Genomic DNA, 17774 nt, shown 5'->3' on the forward strand with positions numbered 1-17774 from the left:
CTATGCCCGAGCGTTCAAAGCTAATCGAGTTCAGGGGCGCCGCCCTCGATGATCTACGAGACTTTCCGATATCCGCCCGCCGCGAAGCCGGGCACCAACTGGATCAAGTGCAACAAGGTCGTGATCCTGACGACTGGAAGCCAATGCGAACGATCGGGCAAGGCGTTCGAGAAATTAGGATTCGGGATGAGGCAGGTGCATTCCGTGTGATTTATGTCGCCAAGTTCGCAGACACGATTTACGTCCTGCACTGCTTTCAAAAGAAAACCCAGGCAACCAGTAAACCGAACTTAGAATTAGCGACAAAGCGATATCGGGATCTAGTGAAGGAGCTAAACTCATGAGCAACGAACGATTTACAAGCGTATGGGACGCGATCGAGGACACCCCGGCCGAAGCCGAAAATATGAAGCTTCGTTCAGCGTTGATTATGGCGCTCAAAGAGCGGATCACCCGTGAAGGATTGAGCCAGAGCCAAGCCGCGAAGCTTTTCGGCGTCACGCAACCTCGAATTTCCGATCTGCTGCGCGGCAAGATTAACCTCTTTGGCCTGGATACCTTGGTCAACATGGCGGTCGCAGCTGGTTTGCATGTTGAGTTGCGTGTGATGGAAGCGGCGTGAGGTGACACACGCTCACAGCCCCAAAACGTAAACACGATTACATGTAAACATGCAATTATATACCTATGAAAAATGCTGGAAAAGCCTAGTTTTTATGGGCACTGGCGCCACGTAGCCCCCAGATAGTACGATCCAAATGTAAGCCGCCGTCGCGGGCACGCTCGACCATCCCATGAAAATATCCGCCAGGACTCGACCTGAAATATCCCTCTGGTTTGGCTGACACCAGGGCAAGAGCGATAGCCGCTTGTTCTCGGCCCATGGCCAGACACGCCTCGCCCCAAAGGGGCTTAGACACGCCAAGGTCATGCCGCAACCAATCTGCCGCATCCACGATTTCCGGCCAGCTAGGGGAGGGCTGTCGCAGATACGGCACCAATCTGGGCGCCAAGCGGACCAACTCGTCTGGGGTCAATTTCAGTGAAGTGCCCCGATCCTGCCTTTCCGGCCTAGCAGGCGGCTTCGTCTGTGCCGTTCTACCCGGCAGGTCGCCGCGACTACACTCCTTCAATGCGATTACAGTATCCTTATTAGGATTAAGGCGTTGGTTTGTAGTTGTAATGTGGGGCACATCAGCGTGCCCCTTGGGGCACATTTCCACAGATTCAGAAATGCTTGTTTGCTCCAGAGAAGCGCCAGCAAGCGCCGTCTCTAGCGCCCGGCGCGCATCAACCGCGATCGCTTCCAGAGCCTCCACGGCAGGCTTGAGCCTCTGGCTGCTATCCAAAGCTTTGAGTCCACGGCTTGCGGCCTGAGCGGCCGTTCTGAGGGGCGCGGGCAGATCAATTTCCTGCTCCCGAAATGTCTCCCACGTCTGCCGCAAGCTTGCACGGGCGATCGAAGCGCGCCGGCGCAACTTGGCTACAACGGCGCGTTCCTCGCGGCCGGCTTCTGCCAAAGCGCGAAACTCCTCGATACGCTGTGCGATAGGGGAGAGGTCAAAGCCATACGCCTCGATAATCCGCCCAGACCGATCTCTATGGCCGTAGCGTTTGCCGTTGGGGCTGTCTCGCATAACAATCAATCTGAGCTCCGCCAAATGGCGGTTGAGGCGCTTTGTCTGCGTCTCAGTGATCCCCAGCTCGGCCGCCATCATCGCCGCACTCGGCCAAACAATGGGCCTTGCACCTGGCTGCCAATCCTGCGGCTGCGTGAACCGGAAAAGCCAGTCAATCGCCTGAGCGACACGCGGCCCGATTCCGAGAAACGGCGCGGCAGCCTTGAACGCGGCCAGAGCCTGGCCGGGGGTGATGTCACCCCCAGCAAATCCATCAGCAAGGCGGGCTGTGGGCAGCATGGCGGGGGTTAAACGGCGCAAGCCGGTCGGACGTGAAGGCAGGGGAGGGGGCACATGTCCCCGCTCTGCCTGGTGGGGCAGTTGCATGGAAACTCCTACGGGTTTGGGTGAAACCCGCCCGGTAGGGGCTAAAACCGGCACGCGACTCCCCCTTGCAAGCTAGGGCTTGCATTTTCGAGGGCTCTGAGGCATTTTGGCTGTGCAGATTGAGTTTTGTGACCACCAGTTTGCCGCTGATGGACACGGATACAGCCAAAAGCCTATGTCGTTTGCAGGTCCCGTCCTCTTTGGGCGGGATTTTGCTTTTCTAGGTGTGTTTCGCGGTCATTCCTCCTGTGTCAAAGTAGCTCATAGCCTGCGACTCGCGCGGGCTAATCCGGGCACCTGCGATGATGGCCGCCGTGCTTGAATAGAGCAACGTCATCGCGCGGTAAGCTTGGGTTTCGAGGAAGCGTCCAATGCGATGAGACAAGTTTTCCCACCTTTTTGAATCGCAGGACGTTGGTCGAGTCATGTGCGCGCATCGGGAAAACCGCTGCGAACAGCAGGTGTCAGGCATAAGGATCGGATGTGCATGGGCAAGTTGGAGAAGTCGGCAAAGATGCCGATACAGAGCCCCAAAAAGAGAACTGGTGAACTGTCGGCCGTCGATGGCCGCTTGTTGAAAGCCCCTGAGCGATCCGTGTTCGGAGAAAATGTGAGAGCCGGCCGAAACGCGCTCGGTCTGTCGCTGACCGATATGGCGCGTCTCATCGAGGCGGATCGCGCCTATATCGGCAAAGTTGAACATGGAAAAATCAATGTCTCCATTGATCGCATGTCCTCGATCGCCGCTCTCTTTAACGTGCATCTCCATGAACTCTTGCAACCCGAATTTGCATCGGGTTATAAAAACATACGATTTGAGGCTTCGCAAACACATACGGCTAATCAGCTTACGGCTCCCGCTAAAGGACGGCGACGATCTAAGGACGAATGAATTACCCTCCCGGCCATTTTGCGCTGTGTGGCAAAGCCGGGGGAAAATCCAACAAGAAACATGACCAAGATGTAACCGCCTCCTCATTTTTAAAGCGGCTCCTATCTCGATGCCCCGCCAGGCCCGGACGCCTGGCCAGGGGATTCCGGCTCATCCTCGGCGATATTCTCCTTAAGCATTTTGATACGCCGCTGCGCAGCTTGGCGTACTGCCCGCGCGCAAAACTCAGCCAACGATTCATTCGCCGTCAGATACCCGAGAAGTTCGGGATACACGTCCAACGAACGGATCGCGATCTCAAGCTCGACTGCTTCCCGCAAAAACTCCGATCGATCTTCTCGCTCTCGGAGCAAGTCCGGGATAGCCGCCAACGCAACCGTTGGCAGCAAAACATTGATCGCCCGCGCATCCATTTTCCGACGTCCCATACGCCGATTGTAAGTAAGCCGCGCCGATTCCTGCAAAAACATACCCTTTATACGATATTCAATATGCTTTATTGACTGCTATGGTGCGATTCGGCAATATGCAATTCATGAAAAATTACAGCCTGGTGGCCAGCCTTAGCGGGAAGGGCGAAAGATGCTGATCGCCCCGGCCCTTTTCCTCGCTCTCGCGAATCGCTGCGCCCCCGAGGTCGCACCGGGCACGCTGGCGGCTGTTGCCAGCACCGAGTCGGGGTTCAACACTTTGGCGATTCACGACAACACCACGCGCCAGAGCATGCGGCCCCTGGATGCGCCCGGCGCGATTGCCGTTGCCAAACGGCTGATTGCCGCCGGGCATTCGGTTGATCTCGGCCTCATGCAGATCGATAGCGCGAACCTCACTCGCTTGGGGCTGACGGTCACCACGGCCTTTGATGCCTGTGCATCGGTGCGGGCAGGCGGCAAGCTGCTGGCGCAGGACTACAAGCGGCCGGACGGGCAGGGGCGTCAGACGGCGCTCCTGGCAGCGCTCTCGCGCTACAACACGGGTTCAGCCTGGCAGGGATTCCAGAACGGCTACGTCAACCGCGTGGTCTCAACCGCCAAATATGTTGTGCCCGAAATCGACCCCGCCGATAGCGTGCAAGCCCCCAAGGGCAGCGCCGCCCGTCAGGCCAGCCCGTCATCAGCCTCATCTCCTCCGCGCTCGCCATCCTGGGATGTGTTCCCGAACTCGATCGGCCCGGCTGGCTTCGCGGCGGCGCATGCGGTGACGCTTCAAGCGTCCCGCGCTTCTGGCCCCAGCGGCCCGGCTCAACCCTCAAAACAGGAAACTCACAGTGAATCAAAGGCTCACTAAGCTGCGCGTTGGCGTGGCAAATTTCGCGGCTGGGACGGCGAGCAAGATGGGCCGGGGCTCATGGTTACAGCCTGCCGTTATTGTGGCGGCCGGTCTCCTTCTTCCCGCCGTCGCACATGCCCAGGTGGTTTCTGGCGGCACCAGCCCCACAACCATCATCGACAACATCGCGACATTCATCCTCGGCCCGTTCGGCGAGGGCGTTGCCGTGCTCGCCGTGGCCGCAGTCGGCTTCATGTGCTGGACCGGCCGCATGGGCTTCCACGCGATCGGCTGGCTCGCGGCCGGCCTGGTTCTGGTGTTCGGCAGCTCCTACCTCGTGACAACCTTCGTGGGCGGTGGCTGAGCCATGAGCGAGAGGCAGCGCGATCCTCTATTTGTCGCCGCGACACGGCCCGCGCTGTTTCTCGGGCTGCCGATCGAGATGGCCGTGGCAATCATCATGATCGGCGCGATGATCGTCATCTTTGGGCACAACCCCTTTTATCTGACGCTGGTGCTGCCGCTCTGGTTCGGGGCGCGCTGGCTCGTTCGCTACGACTACAACGCGCCCCGTGTGGCCTGGCTGTGGTTCCGCACCAAGGCCACCGGCGCCGGAGAAAATCAGGCTTGGGGCGGGGCGTCTCCCGCGCCATTCCCGATGAAGGTCCAGAAGGGCAGGGGGATGCGCGATGCCGAGTAATCGAATCAGGGCGGAACGCAGCGCCGAACGCTATTTGCCGTATCTCGGACATGTTCGGCCGCACATCCTGCTCATGGATGACGGCAGCGTTCTCGCCATGGCCGAAATCCCCGGCGCTCCCTATGAGCTGGCCGCTGATGCGGATCGCGCCGCGAGCCTGGTCACGGTCAATGCGCTCTGCAAGAACGTCGCCGATGACAATGTGACGCTGCACTCAGCCTTCGTGCGTGGGCCTGGGGCTGGGCAACTCGCACACGCGGTTATGCCCAATGAGTTCGCGGCTTCGCTCGATCGCGCCTATCGCGAGCGCGTCCTCACGGGCCGCCTCTACCAAAACACTTGGTATCTGACGGTGATTGTCTCCCCCCGCAATCCGCTGGGAGGCAAGGCAGGCGGCGCCACCGGCTCCTTGTTCGGTGGCAAACGCGAACGCCAGAAGCCCCACGCAACCGCCGAAGGCATCCGCCAGCTAGAGGAGATTTGGCAAACCATCAGCCAAACCCTAGCTCCCTACGATGTTCGTCGGCTGGGCTTGCGGCCTGCCGCCAATGGCCAGTTCTATTTCAGTGAGATCGCCGAGGCGCTGCGCCTGATCCTGACGGGCACTGCGGCGCCGGTGCCCCTGGTCAGCGGCCCGCTCGGTGCCGCCCTCTATACCGATCGTGCGATCTTCGGCCGCCGCGCCTTTGAGCTGCGCGGGCCGGGCGTTTCCCGGTTCGGGGCGATCTTTGGCTATCGTGAGTATCCGTCCGAAACCTATGCCGGCATGTATGATGGGGTCTTTTCCCTGCCGTGCCCGGTGGTGATGGTCCACACCTTCGACTTTCACGCACGACATACCTCTGAAAAGCGGCTCGGCCTGAAATCCGCTCAGATGACGGCCGCGAACGACAAAGCCAAATCGCAGATCAATGATCTGGCAGATGCACAAGATCATCTCGCCTCGGGCAAGATCGCCATGGGCGAGCATCACTTCTCGCTGACGGTCTATGCGGACACGATCGAGGAGCTGGATCGGCTATCCGGCTTAACCCGCACGGTCATTGCCAATAGTGGCGGCGTCGTCGCGCAAGAGAGCGCCGGGCTGGAAGCCGCCTATTTCGCGCAACTGCCGGGCAACAGAAAATGGCGCACCCGGCCGGGCACCATCACCACGCGCAATTTCGCGGCCTTCTCCGGCTTCGAGGCTTTTCCGCGCGGCCAACGTGCTGGCAAGTGGGGGTCGGCCATGGCGCGCTTCCGCACCACGGCGGGCACGGCCTATGATTACGTGCCCCATGTCGAGGATGTCGGCATGACGGCGATCTTCGGAAAGATCGGCCAGGGCAAAACCACGTTCATGCTGTTCCTGCTGGCGCTGTTCCCGCAATATTTCGCGGCCCGCAACGGTGCCGTGGTGTTCTTCGATAAGGACCGGGGCGGCGAGCTGCTGTGCCGCGCTGTCGGCGGCCGTTATCTGGTGGTGAGGGCAGGGCGCGATAGCGGCCTGGCGCCCCTCAAGGCGCTCGACAACACCCCTGAATCGGTCGCCTTCCTCGTTCAGTGGCTAACCGCCCTGATCCAGCAAGACGGGCACGGCCCACTCCCGCCCGAGGATGACGCCCGCCTGACCCGAGGTGTTCAAGCCCTGCTGCGCCTGGCCCCGGAAATGCGCTCGCTCGCCGGGCTGCGTCAGTTCCTCGACTGGCGCAATCCGATGGGGGCAGGCGCACGCCTCGAACGCTGGTGCAAGGGCGGGTCGCTCGGCTGGGCCTTCGATGGCGAACATGATGACGTGTCCCTTGATTCAACCACGGTCGGCTTTGACCTGACGGCTATCCTCGACAATGGGACCGTCTGCGCCCCGGCCGCGAATTACCTGCTCTATCGCATCAGCCAGGCCCTCGATGGCCGCCGCTTTGTCCTGAGCTGCGATGAGTTCAATTTCTATCTTCTGAATCCGTTGTTCGCCAAAATCTGGGCGGATTTCATGCTCACCGTCCGCAAGAGCAACGCCGTTGTGCTGCTGGCAACGCAAGAGCCCGCGCCGGTGCTCGATTCACCGCAGGGCGATAGCATCTTGCGGCAGTGCCAAACTCTCGTGTTCTGCCCGACGCCTGGCGCCGAGGAAAACCTCTACCGCAAGCGCCTCAACTTCACGGCCGGGGAGTTCCGCGCCATCGCCGAGGACATGCTGCCCAACTCCCGACAACTGCTCATCAAGCGGCATGGCGGCTCCGCGATCATAGATTTCGACCTTTCCGCTCTGCCTGAGTTCGTCGCGATCCTGTCGAGCCGCAAATCCTCGGTTGGGTTTGTGGAACGGCTGCGCGCCATCCATGGCGACGATCCAGCGGCCTGGCTGCCGGAGTTCATGACCCGGTTCCACGAGGAAGTTGAATAGGAGGATCATATGCTCAAGCCCTCTCGCCGGCTCGGAATGGCCTGCGCGATCGCCACCCTCGGCTTTGCTTCACCCGCCCTGGCGCAAGTGCCGGTGATCGATAGTGCCTCGTTGGCACAAATGGTGAACCAGCTAAATGAAGCGAAGCAGCAATATTCGGAACTCGTCAGCCAATATGATGAGCTAAAATCGACCTACAACGCGCTCTCGCAGGACGTGAACCCGAACCAATGGGCGCAACAGCTCGATCAATCGGCCATGCAGGACACGGTGCCCAACACCAGCATCTTGCCGGACATGCTCGACGGTATCAGCCCGCCCTCCTCGTTGAGCGGCAATGTCGGCTCTCTCGCGCAACAATATTACAACATGAACAAGGTCTATATCCCGACCGGCTCGGATTTCGGTTCAACGCAGATCCAACAGGGCGCGAATGAGACTGCGAATTTCGAGGCGATCGCCACGCAAAACCTGCAATCTCTGGAAGCCCGCGAGCAAGAACTGCCGCAGATTCAAAGCCAGCTGAACAGCGCCAAGACGATCCAGCAAGTCGCCTCGATCCAGGCCCGCCTCTCCGCCGAACAGAACTATGTCCAGGCCCAGCAAGCCCAAGCGCAAAACCTGCAACTATTGGCGTTCGAGGAGAACCGCGCCGGTCAGGAGGCCGCCGCCCAAGAAAACGCAAAAGGCGAAGAACAAACACTCTCAACGCTTTGCAGCGACGCTCAAACTCTCGGCGGGGAGCCATCGGCATGTCAGGGACAATGAAACTCATCATCGCCGCCTTGATTGGCGCCGGCGTGGTCGCGGGCGGCGGAGCCTTCTACGTGTACGTCATTGCACCGCCATCGGTGCAGAATAGCCTCGTTCCTCTGCCGAATAGCGGCCGTGAGACAAACGCTCAAATCGACGCCGGCATCAGGGCCAGTTGTTTGGCTGCGGGCAAAGACGCCGTGCCCGCTTGCAAACCTTATCTCGACGGAAAGACCTCAAACTAATGAGCGTCCCCAACACGACCATCAATCTCTTTGAGTTTATGTATAACCAGTACAGCACGGGGTTCCTGCAATCGCTGAATAGCGATGTCGGCTCTGCACTGTCGGCGGCTTTACCGCCTCTCTCCGCTGCCCTGGTCATCTGGGTCATCATCCTCGGCTATCTCATGATGACCGGCAGCCTGGATATACGTTACGGCATCTCAAAGGTTTCAACGATGGCGATCGTGGTGGGCATTATCGCTTCTACGTCGCTTTATGATTCCTACGTCCAGACTCTTTTTATGAAGTCGCTGCCGAGCTTTATCGCCAGCACCTTTTCATCTGGAAAGACGAGCAACATCCCGCAGAGTCTCGATCACACCTTCAATAATTTTTGGGTTGCCGGCCAAATCATCTACCACAAAGCAAACTGCATGACATGCGTGCTCGAACCCTATGTGCTTGGCATTGAAATCGAGCTGGTTCTTGTCGTCTTTTTCATCGCTCTTTCCGTCGTGTTCGCGGTGTATCTCATCGCGACAACACTGACAGGTCTCCTCGTCGCCATCGGTCCCTTCCTGCTGATCGGATACCTCTTTGAAGCGACGAAGGGGATTCCCGAACGCTGGCTCGGCAAGCTGATCGGCCTCGCGATCCTGTTGCTCCTGATCACGGCGCTTCTGTCGCTGTTCACCGGCGGCATGACTGATTTTCTGAACACCAAGGTCTCGGCGAAGTACGCCGCCGATCCGATGCAGACTGAAATCATCATCCTCGGCCAAGTCGCCGCCTATACCGCCATCACGGCCTTCATCACGATCATGCTCCCCGGCATCGCCGCCTACATCGGCGGCGGTGTGGACTTCAATATTTCCGGGATTGTGAACCCGGCCAACTGGTTCAAATAATGAAGGGCTCCCGCATGTTGTCTCGACTGATCATCCTCATGTGCGCGGCCGGCCTGCTGGCGGGCTGCGCCGCCAGTGACCCGCTGGCAAAGGCTCACGGGCCGATGTTCGCCCTCAATCCCGGTCATTGGTCGCCAAGCTCGGCGCAGTTGGCGCAACCGCCGCAGGTGCCACACTCATGAATGCGGACATGAAAAGCACGGCGCTGCCGATCGATAACGAACGGCTGGCCGCCTATTTCCAAGATGTTGAATCCTTCCAAGCCTCGGAAAAGCGCACCGCCCGCCGCTGGGGCCGTGTGGGCTGGGTGGTGGCCGGCGTGTCCCTGGCGGTCAACGTCACACTGGCCGGGGCGATCGTGATGATCCTGCCGCTCGAAAAGCTCGTACCTGCGTTCATCACGGTAAAATCTGACGGCACCACCAGCACCACAATGAATTTCAACAGCCTTCCCAGCAATGAGAAGGCGGCGATGACCAGGGCGGCGATCTGGCAATATGTCCGCGCACGCGAAAGCTATGACTTCGCCGACGCGCAATATCGCTATGATGTTGCCTCTCTTATGTCGAACCCCACGGTGCAAGGCACCTATCAAAGCTGGTTCCTCGACAAAGGGCCTGGCAGCACCAGCCCGCAGGTGACGGTCGGCAAAAAGGGACAAATCAGCGTCGAGATGGTGAGCCTGTCCATGGTGCGGCCGAACGTCGCACTCGTGCGCTTCCGCCGTACCGTGACGATGTACGGCTCTGATCCGCAGACTTCGACATGGACCGCGACGGTCGGTTTTGAAAATGTCGCAACGCTGCCGGTTTCCGCCCGCCTTGCTGATCCCAGCGGGCTCATTGTGACCAACTACCAGGCCCTAAAGGATTCGCCATGAAGTGCTCGCGCAAGCTCGCGACGGGCGGGCTCATTTGGCTCGGCATGATGGGGACGGCCTTTGCTGTGCAGTATCCCCAGCCGGGGCTTGAAGATGCCCGCGTTCGCTACGTGCCCTATCAGTCGGGCAACGTCACTGACATCTGGACTGCGCCGGGTGCGGCGCTGACGGTCCAGTTTGGAACGGATGAAAAGGTCGTCTCAGTCGCGGAAAGCGATAGCGCCTATCTCAAGGTCGTCCCGGTCCAGAATTACCTTTTCATCAAGCCAACTGGCATTCTGCCGGCACAGCCGATCGCGGTTCTTTGCAAAACGGCAGACGGCAAGCTCCGGCATTATTTTTTCCAGTTCGAGACCGTGAACAAGCAGCTCGGCGCCGGCGAGAATGTCGATTACGCCGTGGTGTTCACCTATCCGCACCAGGCTTATGAGCGCCAGCTTGCCAAGCGAAAGGCGGCCGAGGCAAAGGCCGTCCAGCAAGAAGCCAAAAACCGGCTTGATGAAGCGCGCGCGGTCATGAACGCGGCCACGGTCGATCAATATCAGGGTCCGCGCAATTACGAGTATATCGCCCGTGGCGATCATCAACTCGCCCCCGCTGAGGTCTGGGACAACGGCGATTCAACCGTGTTCACCTTCCCGGCCATGCAGCGCATCCCGGCCATTTTCTATGTTCAGCCGGATGGCAAGGAAGCGACGGCCAATTATTCGGTCAACGGGGATACGGTCGTTGTGCCGGGCACCGCGCCAGAATGGCGGCTGCGCGATGGGCATACGGTCCTCGATATTTACGATCTCAAATACAACCCGACCGGCGCCACGCCAGGCACACACACGATCAGCCCGGATGTCGAGCGCGAGATGAGGACGTTCAACGATGCCAAATGAGGACAAGCGGGACCGCCCTTATGGGCCGATAAGCCACGACAATGCGGCGCCGTCGCCGGTCGAACAGGAACAATCGGCGGTTGCCAGCCGGCAGCGCCTGACCGGGCGCCAAATCGGCGGCATTGCCCTGGCCTGCGCCCTCGGCGCTGGCGTCGTGCTCGTGGTGACGCAGTTCACCGCCCATCATGAGCCAAAGCCTGCCAAGCAGGCCGCCGTGACCGGCGGGACCGAAGGCCGGCCGTTCGTCAATAATGCGAGCGGCGGCACGGCGCCTGCCTCCAAACCTGCCGCGCTGCCCCTGCCGTCCAAGCAGAACACGGGGTTTCACAATCCGTTCCTGAATAATCAGCAGGAATCCCCTGCCATGAAGGCGCTCAAGGCACCGATCATGGCGTTCAACCAAACTGGCGGTGGAGCATCCGCGCAACCTGCCAGCAATACCGTGGGCCAGAACGGCGCTCCCGCCGCTGGGCCTGTGAAACCCACGGCTTTCGCGAGCAAGCTCAACGCGGATCAGTTCAGCGCGGCCGATGCCACGACGATCGCGCATCCGAATTTCACGATCGCGGCCGGCACCATCATTCCCTGCACGCTGCAAACCGCGATCAACTCGACCCTGCCGGGCTTCGTCAAATGCGTATTGCCGCAGCCCGTGCGCTCGATGACCGGCACGGTGACGTTGCTGGACAAGGGAACGCAAGTGCTCGGCGAGGTTCGCGAGGGCCTGGTGCAAGGCCAGGATCGGCTTTTCATCCTCTGGGACCGCGCGGTGACGCCGCAGAATGTCGCCATTCAACTCGCCTCGCCGGCGGCCGATCCCCTCGGCCGGGCTGGCGTCTCGGGTGCGGTCAACAACCATTTCCTCGAACGGTTCGGCGCGGCGATCATGATGACAATCATCGGCGGCTCGATGCAGGTGGCGGCGAACGCCGCCCAGAACAGCGCCGGCAACACGTATCTGGAATATATGAACTCAAGCACAAACCAGATCGCCAACACCACGCTGCAACACACGATCGACATTCCGCCCACGCTGACCAAGCACCAGGGCGAGAATGTCTCGATCTTCGTGGCCCGCGATCTGAATTTCTCGAAGGTCTATAAGCTGTCGGTTGTCTCGCCATGAGGGAGAGCTGGCGCACCCGCCTGGACCGCCTGGCGCAAGCAGGGCAGCGGCTCAACCAGAAGATCGAAAAGGCCGCCGACAAATACATTCAATGGCAAAATCGTCGCCACGCGCACCGGCGGCAGAAATTTCTCCGGCAAGGCTGGCTCTACAGCACGCTTCTGGGGCTGTGGCTCGTCCTGATCGTCTTGGAACTGCTGGGCCATCAATCGGCCGCGGTCATCCATAGCTCGGCCGGCCTCGGCCTGATCTTCCTGGCTCTGAAAATCTGGCACACGGCCATGGTCATCAGGGCCAAAAAGCGGGGGGAACCATGAACGACACCGAATTTTCCGATGATCTCGTTGCGGAAAGCCCGGCCGCGCCTCTGCTGCGCTTCCTGCTCGCCCCGCTGCAACCCTGGCTGAACGATGGGGCGACTGAGGAGCTGTGCATCAACCGGCCGGGCGAGTGCTGGGTGCGCCAGCACGGCGTTTTCGAGCGATACAAGATGCCGCTCGATCGGTCAGCGCTGGAAGATATTGCCGTGCTCGCCGGCGCGCTGCGCCGTCAGGATGTTGGCCCCACGTCGCCGCTTTGCTCCACCGAACTGCCAGGCGGCGAACGGCTGCAAGTCTGTCTGCCGCCGGCCGTGCCCACGGGCACGGTCAGCCTGACGATCCGCCGGCCTGGATCGACGGTGGCGCCGCTGTCGTCCGTCACCTCCCGGTATCAGTCGGAAGGGTGGAACAGCTGGGCACAAAACCGGGAAACCCGGAATTTCGCGGAAGCCCTGGAATACTACGATTCCGGCGATCTTGAGGGCTTCCTTGCGGCGGCCGTGCGCTGCCGAATGACCATCCTGCTCTGTGGTGCCACCGGCTCCGGCAAAACCACGATGAGCAAAACGCTGATCTCGGCGATCCCCATGGCGGAGCGGATCATCACGATCGAGGACACGGCGGAGCTGGTGATCCCACAGCCGAATCATGTCCGGCTGCTCTACTCGAAAGACGGCCTCTCCACCGCGAAAATCGACGCCGAGGCGCTGTTGCAGGCCAGCCTCCGCATGCGGCCGGATCGGGTGCTCCTGCAAGAGCTGCGCGACGATGCAGCATGGACCTATGTAAACGAGGTGGTTTCCGGGCATCCGGGCTCGATCACCACCATTCACGGGGCCAATCCGGCCCAGGCGTTCAAGAAGCTGTTTTCGCTCATCAAGGGCTCCCCCAAGGGGGCTGGCTTTGATGACGCCACGCTTTGCGATCTGCTCGCGGCGGCTGTCGATCTCATCATCCCCTTCGAGACTTCCGGCAGCACCTACCGGATCGGCAAGGTCTGGTTTGGCCCTGACGCGGCCAGGCGCGGTGAAACAGCCGCCGCCCTCTTGCGGGCCGCCTGATGACCTGGCGCGGCGTGATGCGGCTCCTCGTCGGGTTGGTGCTCGGCCTGGTGTTCTTCACCGTCCTCGCCACGATGATCTTCCTCATCGGGACCGGGCTTTTCTGGCATTTCCGGCATCCGTTCTGGCAATGGTGGCTCTATCTTTTCGAGGCCAGTGGAGACCCGATCGTACGTGTCTGGCTGGTCATCAGCGGCGTGCCGGCCTTCGCGATCCCTTTCCTCGCCGGGGTCATTCAGCTTGTGCGCGGCCGGCGCGTCACCGGCTGGTCACTCCGCCGCGATCACGCCCCGACAAAGCCCGTCGATGCGCCGATCCGTGCCCCTACCGACAACCACGGGCATGCCCGCTGGATGACGATGGAGGAGGCCCGCGCCCGGTTTCCGGGGCCTGCCCCAGAATATGGCGGGCTTGTCGTGGGCGAGGCGTATGAGGTTCACCGCGATAGCGTTGCCAGCCTGCCGTTCCGGCCGAAGGATCGTGCAACCTGGGGGCAGGGGGGCAAGGCGCCTCTGCTTATCGATCCATGCGAGATTGGCTCAACACATTGCATGATGTTCGCCGGATCGGGCGGCTATAAGACGACAACGGCCATTTCCACGCTGCTGACATGGACAGGCGCGGCCATTGTCCTTGACCCCTCGGTGGAGCTGGGGCCGATGTTGCGCCAGGCGCGCGAGGCCATGGGCCACAAGGTCTATATGCTTGATCCCCGCACGGCCCGCGAAGTCGGATTTAACGTGCTGGATTGGATCGATGTGTCCTCCCCACTCGCGGAAATCGACGTGCAGGCCGTGGTTGAGTGGGTTTGCGGCGATACCAAGCAAGGCGGTGACGAAAACGCCTCCTTCTTCAAGAACAGCGGCAAGGAGCTGGTGACGGCGCTGCTCGCGCACATGCTCTGGGATGAACGCCTGGAACCGCACGAAAAGACCTTGCGCGTTGTCCGCGCGGCCGTCGTCACCCCTGAAAAAGAGCTGCGGAACGTCCTGGCCCATATTCACAAGAACTCGCAAAGCCGTCTGGCCCGTGATCTGGCCGGCGGCTTGAAGGACATTGTGGATGAGACCTTTAGCGGCATCTACAAAAACGCCACCCAAGACACGGCCTGGCTTTCAACCGCCGCTTATGCGGATCTCGTCTCCGGCAACACGTTCCGGTGCGCTGAGCTGACGCTCGGCAAGGCCACGGTTTTCATCAACATTCCGCTCAAAGCGCTTGATGCTACACCGGCCGTCGCCCGCGTCATCACGGGCGCCCTGCTGAACGCGGCCTATGAGGCGGATGGCGCGATCGAAGGCCGCGTGTTGTTCCTGCTCGATGAGGCCGCCCGCCTCGGCCCCATGAAAATCCTCGAAACCGCCCGCGACTGCGCCCGCAAATACAAGATCACGCTGTTTCCGTTCTATCAGTCGATAGGCCAGCTTCGTGAGCTGTTCGGCCAGGACGGCCCGGCCAAGTGGTTTGAATCAGTCAGCTGGTATGGCTTCGCCGGCGTCAAAACCAAGGCCGTCGCCGAGGATCTGGCTGCGGCGATCGGTGAATATGGCGTGCTGGCCTGGTCGGAAGGCTCGAACACCGGCAACTCGGCAAAGGGCCTGGAAGCGGGCACGCGCTCGACCGGCCAGACCAAAACCTATCATGAGCTGAAACGCCAACTCATCCGCGCCGAGGAAATCATGCACGACATGCGGGACGATGAGCAGATCATCTTCCCGAAATCCGGCCGGCCGCTGCGCTGCGGCCGGGCAATCTACTTCCGGCGGCCTGAGATGGCCGCACGGGTGGGCAAGAATCGATTTGCCAGCAAGCCGGTGAAGGCGGCTGAATAGAGGATGGGGGATTTTCGATGCCTTCATCGTCTTCCGTTCCTCCCAGCCTCAGGGAAAATACCCGGAAAACTCCAATTCCAAATGGTCCAGTTTTCGGGAAGCAGATCAGTCCACGCCGACAACGAGACCACATGCGGTTCACCGACCTTTGAGTCGGGCCGCTCTAGACAGACATGATTGCGCTATGATCATCCAATCATGTGCAGACAGCGGTTGTCTCGGGCTGAGAGGTTGGCTAAGAAACTGAGATAATGCGAAGTTTTGTTCATCTGTTGCTCTCGGCGGTGCTGCTGTTCGGCAGCGTGACAGCGTTCGCCCATTCAGACATGCATACTTCAGAACGTCTGGTTCAGAACATCTACAGGCAAAGTGCAACACCTCGAGAAACCGGTAATTTTCGTGGAACGACGGCACATAGTGCCTCACAGTGCCTGAACACAGCTTGCGAAACACAGAATATCGGCCCCGTTTCCGCTCTCTTGCCGTTGCCGTTGGTTAAGTGTCTGGCCTCGGCCTGGCGTGCGGACGGCACAAAACTGTCCGGTATCACGCCAGATCAAGAGTCACCTCCTCCCAAAATCACCGTCCACGCTTGATCGCGGCTCGAGAGAGCCTCCGAGCAACGCTGCGCCGGGCGGTAACTTCGTTGGCTACTCCCTCAAGGTAGGAGCTGCCCATGAAGTGCCTGGTGTCTATGAGAAAATTCGTGGTGGTTTCTTCGTCTGGGAGTTGGTGTGGCGACATGACGCAAAGAGCGTTTCTCTGGATTGTTCCTGTCATTTTTATGACCATTAGCCTGTCCGCGATCAGACAGGCTATGGCCCACAGTGTGGCTGGTCGGGCGGCGCGCGCAAGGTCTGCCATCAATCATCGGTATCGACGGATCGCAACCGATTTTGATCGTGTCAGCTACCTCTGGTGCGTTCCATATGCGCGCAAACTTTCCCACATCGCCCTGCACGGTGACGCGTTCCTCTGGTGGGCCGAAGCCGATGGCCGGTATGCTCGCGGAAATCACCCTCGAGTCGGTTCGCTACTCGCGTTCCGGTCCATACCGCGCATGCCACTTGGTCACCTCGCCGTGGTGGTCAAGGTGATCGATAGTCGGGAGGTTCTCGTCAACGAGGCAAACTGGGTGCCGGATACCGTGACCCGCAACGTGCCGGTGATTGACGTTTCGCCGGACAATACCTGGAGCGAGGTAAGGCAGTCCACCGGTGGCGACAGTTTTGGTCTAACTTATCCGACCTATGGATTCATTTACGATCGGACACCACAAACGACCATCGCGGGCCGAACACCCGACGCCGAAGTGGCGGAGGCCCCGGCAACGCCGCGTCTGCGGACCAACGCTCCCAACCGCAATCTTAAGTGAAATCAGCACGATCATGCGGGTTTTCATGCTACATGACTTCGAGATGGTAGCTGGCCATCCAGAAGAGGGATGATAAACATGACCGGCCATCACAGTCTGAATCGCCGCGCTTTGTTAACTGCCCCCGCGCTGTTCGCGGCGCTTCCCCAGTTCGCGCGCGCAACCTCGCAAACGACAGCCATAGATATCCCGATCTGCATCGTGCTGAACTCCGGTGGCGCGACGGTTTCCATCATCGACATGGCAACACGGCGCGTCCTGCGCGAGGAACCTACCTTCCGCGAGCCGAGCCACTGGGCACTGACGCCCGACCGCAAGAAGCTCCTGATCGCCGATGCCTCGGGCAACGCACTGTTCTTCCTCGACCCCGTCACGGGCAAGGAACTCGGCCACAAGCTGATCCCCGACCCCTACCAGCTCTGGTTCAGCCCGGATGGCAAATTTCTGACCATCAATTGCCTCCGGCTCAACCATGTGGATATCTACCACGCCGACAAGCTGACGCTGGCGAAGCGCTTCCGCGTTGGCTCGATGCCCAGCCATCTCAGCTACACGCCGGATTCCCACACGGTGTTCTGTTCGATGCAGGATTCCGGCACCCTCGTCGCCATCGACCTCGCGACGATGACCGAACGCTGGCACGCCAAGGTCGGCAAGACGCCGGCCGGCGTGTTCTGGCATGATGGCGTCGTGCTGGTCGGCATCATGGGTAGCGACAACGTCGCGGTAGTCGACCCCGCCAACGGCAGGCTGCTCCGCCGTGTCGTCACCGACAAGGGGGCGCACAATTTATTCCTCACGCCGGATCGCAAGCATATCTACGTCACCAACCGCGTCGCCGGCTCGCTCTCGGTGCTCGATGCGAAAAGCCTCGGTGTGGTGAAACACATCCAGATGCCGGGCGGGCCGGACGATATCTGCTTCGCGCCCGACGGCAAGCTGTGGATTTCTCTGCGGTTTTCCTCCCATGTCGGCATATACGATCCCAAGACCGAGCGGATTGACCGCATCTCGGTCGGCCGCTCGCCGCACGGCATCTTCATCTCGACGCTGCTGACCGACCAGCCGGCGCGCTCCGCAATGCGGTTGGCGTGAATAGCGGCGATAACCGCGGACGATCAATGAAGACTATATCAAGGCGCGGTGTGCAGACTGCTA

Annotated in this window: 22 protein-coding genes; 21 read left to right on the top strand and 1 reads right to left on the bottom strand. The window is 60.4% G+C overall.

Features of this window, described 5'->3' with window-relative positions; all coding sequences use genetic code 11:
- Positions 1-2: 2 nt before the first annotated feature.
- Both BUB54_RS12870 and BUB54_RS12875 read left to right on the top strand, forming a co-directional pair.
- Positions 3-344, top strand: coding sequence for a type II toxin-antitoxin system RelE/ParE family toxin (locus tag BUB54_RS12870; protein ID WP_048879525.1), 342 nt, complete (start codon positions 3-5; stop codon positions 342-344).
- Positions 341-622, top strand: coding sequence for a helix-turn-helix domain-containing protein (locus BUB54_RS12875; protein ID WP_048879526.1), 282 nt, complete (start codon positions 341-343; stop codon positions 620-622). The genes BUB54_RS12870 and BUB54_RS12875 overlap by 4 nt, the downstream gene beginning before the upstream one ends.
- An 85-nt stretch (positions 623-707) precedes the next feature.
- On the opposite strand, the gene repC is transcribed toward BUB54_RS12875, so the two are convergent.
- Complete coding sequence (gene repC, locus BUB54_RS12880; RefSeq protein WP_048879527.1) at positions 708-2006, bottom strand: plasmid replication protein RepC; 1299 nt, start codon at positions 2004-2006, stop codon at positions 708-710.
- A 487-nt stretch (positions 2007-2493) separates the two neighbouring features.
- On the opposite strand from repC, the gene BUB54_RS12885 reads away from it, so the two are divergent.
- From BUB54_RS12885 to BUB54_RS12970, 19 genes are all read left to right on the top strand, one after another.
- Positions 2494-2898: a helix-turn-helix domain-containing protein gene (locus BUB54_RS12885; RefSeq protein ID WP_073211765.1), complete on the top strand. Its 405-nt coding sequence runs from the start codon at positions 2494-2496 to the stop codon at positions 2896-2898.
- Positions 2895-3401: a hypothetical protein gene (locus BUB54_RS20835; RefSeq protein ID WP_158320129.1), complete on the top strand. Its 507-nt coding sequence runs from the start codon at positions 2895-2897 to the stop codon at positions 3399-3401. Before BUB54_RS12885 ends, BUB54_RS20835 begins: the two co-directional genes overlap by 4 nt.
- 79 nt (positions 3402-3480) lie before the next feature.
- Positions 3481-4185, top strand: a complete 705-nt coding sequence (locus BUB54_RS12895) for a lytic transglycosylase domain-containing protein (protein WP_048879530.1) — start codon at positions 3481-3483, stop codon at positions 4183-4185.
- Positions 4166-4531, top strand: coding sequence for a TrbC/VirB2 family protein (locus tag BUB54_RS12900; RefSeq protein ID WP_048879531.1), 366 nt, complete (start codon positions 4166-4168; stop codon positions 4529-4531). The genes BUB54_RS12895 and BUB54_RS12900 overlap by 20 nt, the downstream gene beginning before the upstream one ends.
- Positions 4532-4534: 3 nt before the next feature.
- Entirely contained in the window at positions 4535-4867 is a 333-nt protein-coding gene (locus BUB54_RS12905; RefSeq protein WP_048879532.1) for a type IV secretion system protein VirB3, read from the top strand.
- Positions 4857-7250, top strand: coding sequence for a VirB4 family type IV secretion/conjugal transfer ATPase (locus tag BUB54_RS12910; protein WP_048879533.1), 2394 nt, complete (start codon positions 4857-4859; stop codon positions 7248-7250). The genes BUB54_RS12905 and BUB54_RS12910 overlap by 11 nt, the downstream gene beginning before the upstream one ends.
- Positions 7251-7343: 93 nt before the next feature.
- Entirely contained in the window at positions 7344-8018 is a 675-nt protein-coding gene (locus BUB54_RS12915) for a type IV secretion system protein (protein WP_244890784.1), read from the top strand.
- Positions 8015-8248, top strand: a complete 234-nt coding sequence (locus tag BUB54_RS12920) for a hypothetical protein (protein WP_048879535.1) — start codon at positions 8015-8017, stop codon at positions 8246-8248. Before BUB54_RS12915 ends, BUB54_RS12920 begins: the two co-directional genes overlap by 4 nt.
- Positions 8248-9135: a type IV secretion system protein gene (locus BUB54_RS12925; RefSeq protein WP_048879536.1), complete on the top strand. Its 888-nt coding sequence runs from the start codon at positions 8248-8250 to the stop codon at positions 9133-9135. The genes BUB54_RS12920 and BUB54_RS12925 overlap by 1 nt, the downstream gene beginning before the upstream one ends.
- Positions 9135-9317: a hypothetical protein gene (locus tag BUB54_RS12930; RefSeq protein ID WP_073211739.1), complete on the top strand. Its 183-nt coding sequence runs from the start codon at positions 9135-9137 to the stop codon at positions 9315-9317. The genes BUB54_RS12925 and BUB54_RS12930 overlap by 1 nt, the downstream gene beginning before the upstream one ends.
- The gene (locus BUB54_RS12935; RefSeq protein ID WP_082075712.1) at positions 9314-10015 is read left to right on the top strand and encodes a type IV secretion system protein VirB8; all 702 of its coding nucleotides are present in this window, start codon (positions 9314-9316) and stop codon (positions 10013-10015) included. Before BUB54_RS12930 ends, BUB54_RS12935 begins: the two co-directional genes overlap by 4 nt.
- Positions 10012-10902 (top strand): TrbG/VirB9 family P-type conjugative transfer protein, encoded by an 891-nt coding sequence (locus tag BUB54_RS12940; protein ID WP_048879537.1) that lies wholly within the window; start codon positions 10012-10014, stop codon positions 10900-10902. Before BUB54_RS12935 ends, BUB54_RS12940 begins: the two co-directional genes overlap by 4 nt.
- On the top strand, positions 10892-12028 hold the full coding sequence (virB10, locus tag BUB54_RS12945; RefSeq protein ID WP_048879538.1) for a type IV secretion system protein VirB10: 1137 nt from the start codon (positions 10892-10894) through the stop codon (positions 12026-12028). Before BUB54_RS12940 ends, virB10 begins: the two co-directional genes overlap by 11 nt.
- Positions 12025-12345 (top strand): hypothetical protein, encoded by a 321-nt coding sequence (locus BUB54_RS12950; RefSeq protein ID WP_048879539.1) that lies wholly within the window; start codon positions 12025-12027, stop codon positions 12343-12345. Before virB10 ends, BUB54_RS12950 begins: the two co-directional genes overlap by 4 nt.
- The gene (gene virB11 / locus BUB54_RS12955) at positions 12342-13409 is read left to right on the top strand and encodes a P-type DNA transfer ATPase VirB11 (protein ID WP_048879540.1); all 1068 of its coding nucleotides are present in this window, start codon (positions 12342-12344) and stop codon (positions 13407-13409) included. The genes BUB54_RS12950 and virB11 overlap by 4 nt, the downstream gene beginning before the upstream one ends.
- Entirely contained in the window at positions 13409-15241 is a 1833-nt protein-coding gene (locus BUB54_RS12960; protein ID WP_048879541.1) for a type IV secretory system conjugative DNA transfer family protein, read from the top strand. Before virB11 ends, BUB54_RS12960 begins: the two co-directional genes overlap by 1 nt.
- Before the next feature lie 251 nt (positions 15242-15492).
- The gene (locus BUB54_RS20320; RefSeq protein WP_139284901.1) at positions 15493-15837 is read left to right on the top strand and encodes a hypothetical protein; all 345 of its coding nucleotides are present in this window, start codon (positions 15493-15495) and stop codon (positions 15835-15837) included.
- 221 nt (positions 15838-16058) lie between these two features.
- Positions 16059-16616 (top strand): CHAP domain-containing protein, encoded by a 558-nt coding sequence (locus tag BUB54_RS12965; protein WP_241869416.1) that lies wholly within the window; start codon positions 16059-16061, stop codon positions 16614-16616.
- 78 nt (positions 16617-16694) lie between these two features.
- A complete protein-coding gene (locus tag BUB54_RS12970; RefSeq protein ID WP_048879542.1) occupies positions 16695-17711 on the top strand; it encodes a YncE family protein in 1017 nt (338 codons plus the stop codon).
- The last annotated feature ends 63 nt before the right edge of the window (positions 17712-17774 follow it).

Source organism: Acidocella aminolytica 101 = DSM 11237 (assembly GCF_900129125.1).
Lineage (GTDB): Bacteria > Pseudomonadota > Alphaproteobacteria > Acetobacterales > Acetobacteraceae > Acidocella > Acidocella aminolytica.

Coding starts and splice junctions, on each gene's coding strand:
- BUB54_RS20835 (WP_158320129.1), top strand. CDS start 2,895: ATGAATTACCCTCCCGGCCATTTTGCGCTGTGTGGCAAAGCCGGGGGA.
- repC (WP_048879527.1), bottom strand. CDS start 2,006: ATGCAACTGCCCCACCAGGCAGAGCGGGGACATGTGCCCCCTCCCCTG.
- BUB54_RS12935 (WP_082075712.1), top strand. CDS start 9,314: ATGAATGCGGACATGAAAAGCACGGCGCTGCCGATCGATAACGAACGG.
- virB11 (WP_048879540.1), top strand. CDS start 12,342: ATGAACGACACCGAATTTTCCGATGATCTCGTTGCGGAAAGCCCGGCC.
- BUB54_RS12920 (WP_048879535.1), top strand. CDS start 8,015: ATGAAACTCATCATCGCCGCCTTGATTGGCGCCGGCGTGGTCGCGGGC.
- BUB54_RS12905 (WP_048879532.1), top strand. CDS start 4,535: ATGAGCGAGAGGCAGCGCGATCCTCTATTTGTCGCCGCGACACGGCCC.
- BUB54_RS12875 (WP_048879526.1), top strand. CDS start 341: ATGAGCAACGAACGATTTACAAGCGTATGGGACGCGATCGAGGACACC.
- virB10 (WP_048879538.1), top strand. CDS start 10,892: ATGCCAAATGAGGACAAGCGGGACCGCCCTTATGGGCCGATAAGCCAC.
- BUB54_RS12885 (WP_073211765.1), top strand. CDS start 2,494: ATGGGCAAGTTGGAGAAGTCGGCAAAGATGCCGATACAGAGCCCCAAA.
- BUB54_RS12930 (WP_073211739.1), top strand. CDS start 9,135: ATGAAGGGCTCCCGCATGTTGTCTCGACTGATCATCCTCATGTGCGCG.
- BUB54_RS12940 (WP_048879537.1), top strand. CDS start 10,012: ATGAAGTGCTCGCGCAAGCTCGCGACGGGCGGGCTCATTTGGCTCGGC.
- BUB54_RS12970 (WP_048879542.1), top strand. CDS start 16,695: ATGACCGGCCATCACAGTCTGAATCGCCGCGCTTTGTTAACTGCCCCC.
- BUB54_RS12870 (WP_048879525.1), top strand. CDS start 3: ATGCCCGAGCGTTCAAAGCTAATCGAGTTCAGGGGCGCCGCCCTCGAT.
- BUB54_RS12925 (WP_048879536.1), top strand. CDS start 8,248: ATGAGCGTCCCCAACACGACCATCAATCTCTTTGAGTTTATGTATAAC.
- BUB54_RS12965 (WP_241869416.1), top strand. CDS start 16,059: ATGGCCCACAGTGTGGCTGGTCGGGCGGCGCGCGCAAGGTCTGCCATC.
- BUB54_RS12910 (WP_048879533.1), top strand. CDS start 4,857: ATGCCGAGTAATCGAATCAGGGCGGAACGCAGCGCCGAACGCTATTTG.
- BUB54_RS20320 (WP_139284901.1), top strand. CDS start 15,493: ATGCGAAGTTTTGTTCATCTGTTGCTCTCGGCGGTGCTGCTGTTCGGC.
- BUB54_RS12960 (WP_048879541.1), top strand. CDS start 13,409: ATGACCTGGCGCGGCGTGATGCGGCTCCTCGTCGGGTTGGTGCTCGGC.
- BUB54_RS12950 (WP_048879539.1), top strand. CDS start 12,025: ATGAGGGAGAGCTGGCGCACCCGCCTGGACCGCCTGGCGCAAGCAGGG.
- BUB54_RS12895 (WP_048879530.1), top strand. CDS start 3,481: ATGCTGATCGCCCCGGCCCTTTTCCTCGCTCTCGCGAATCGCTGCGCC.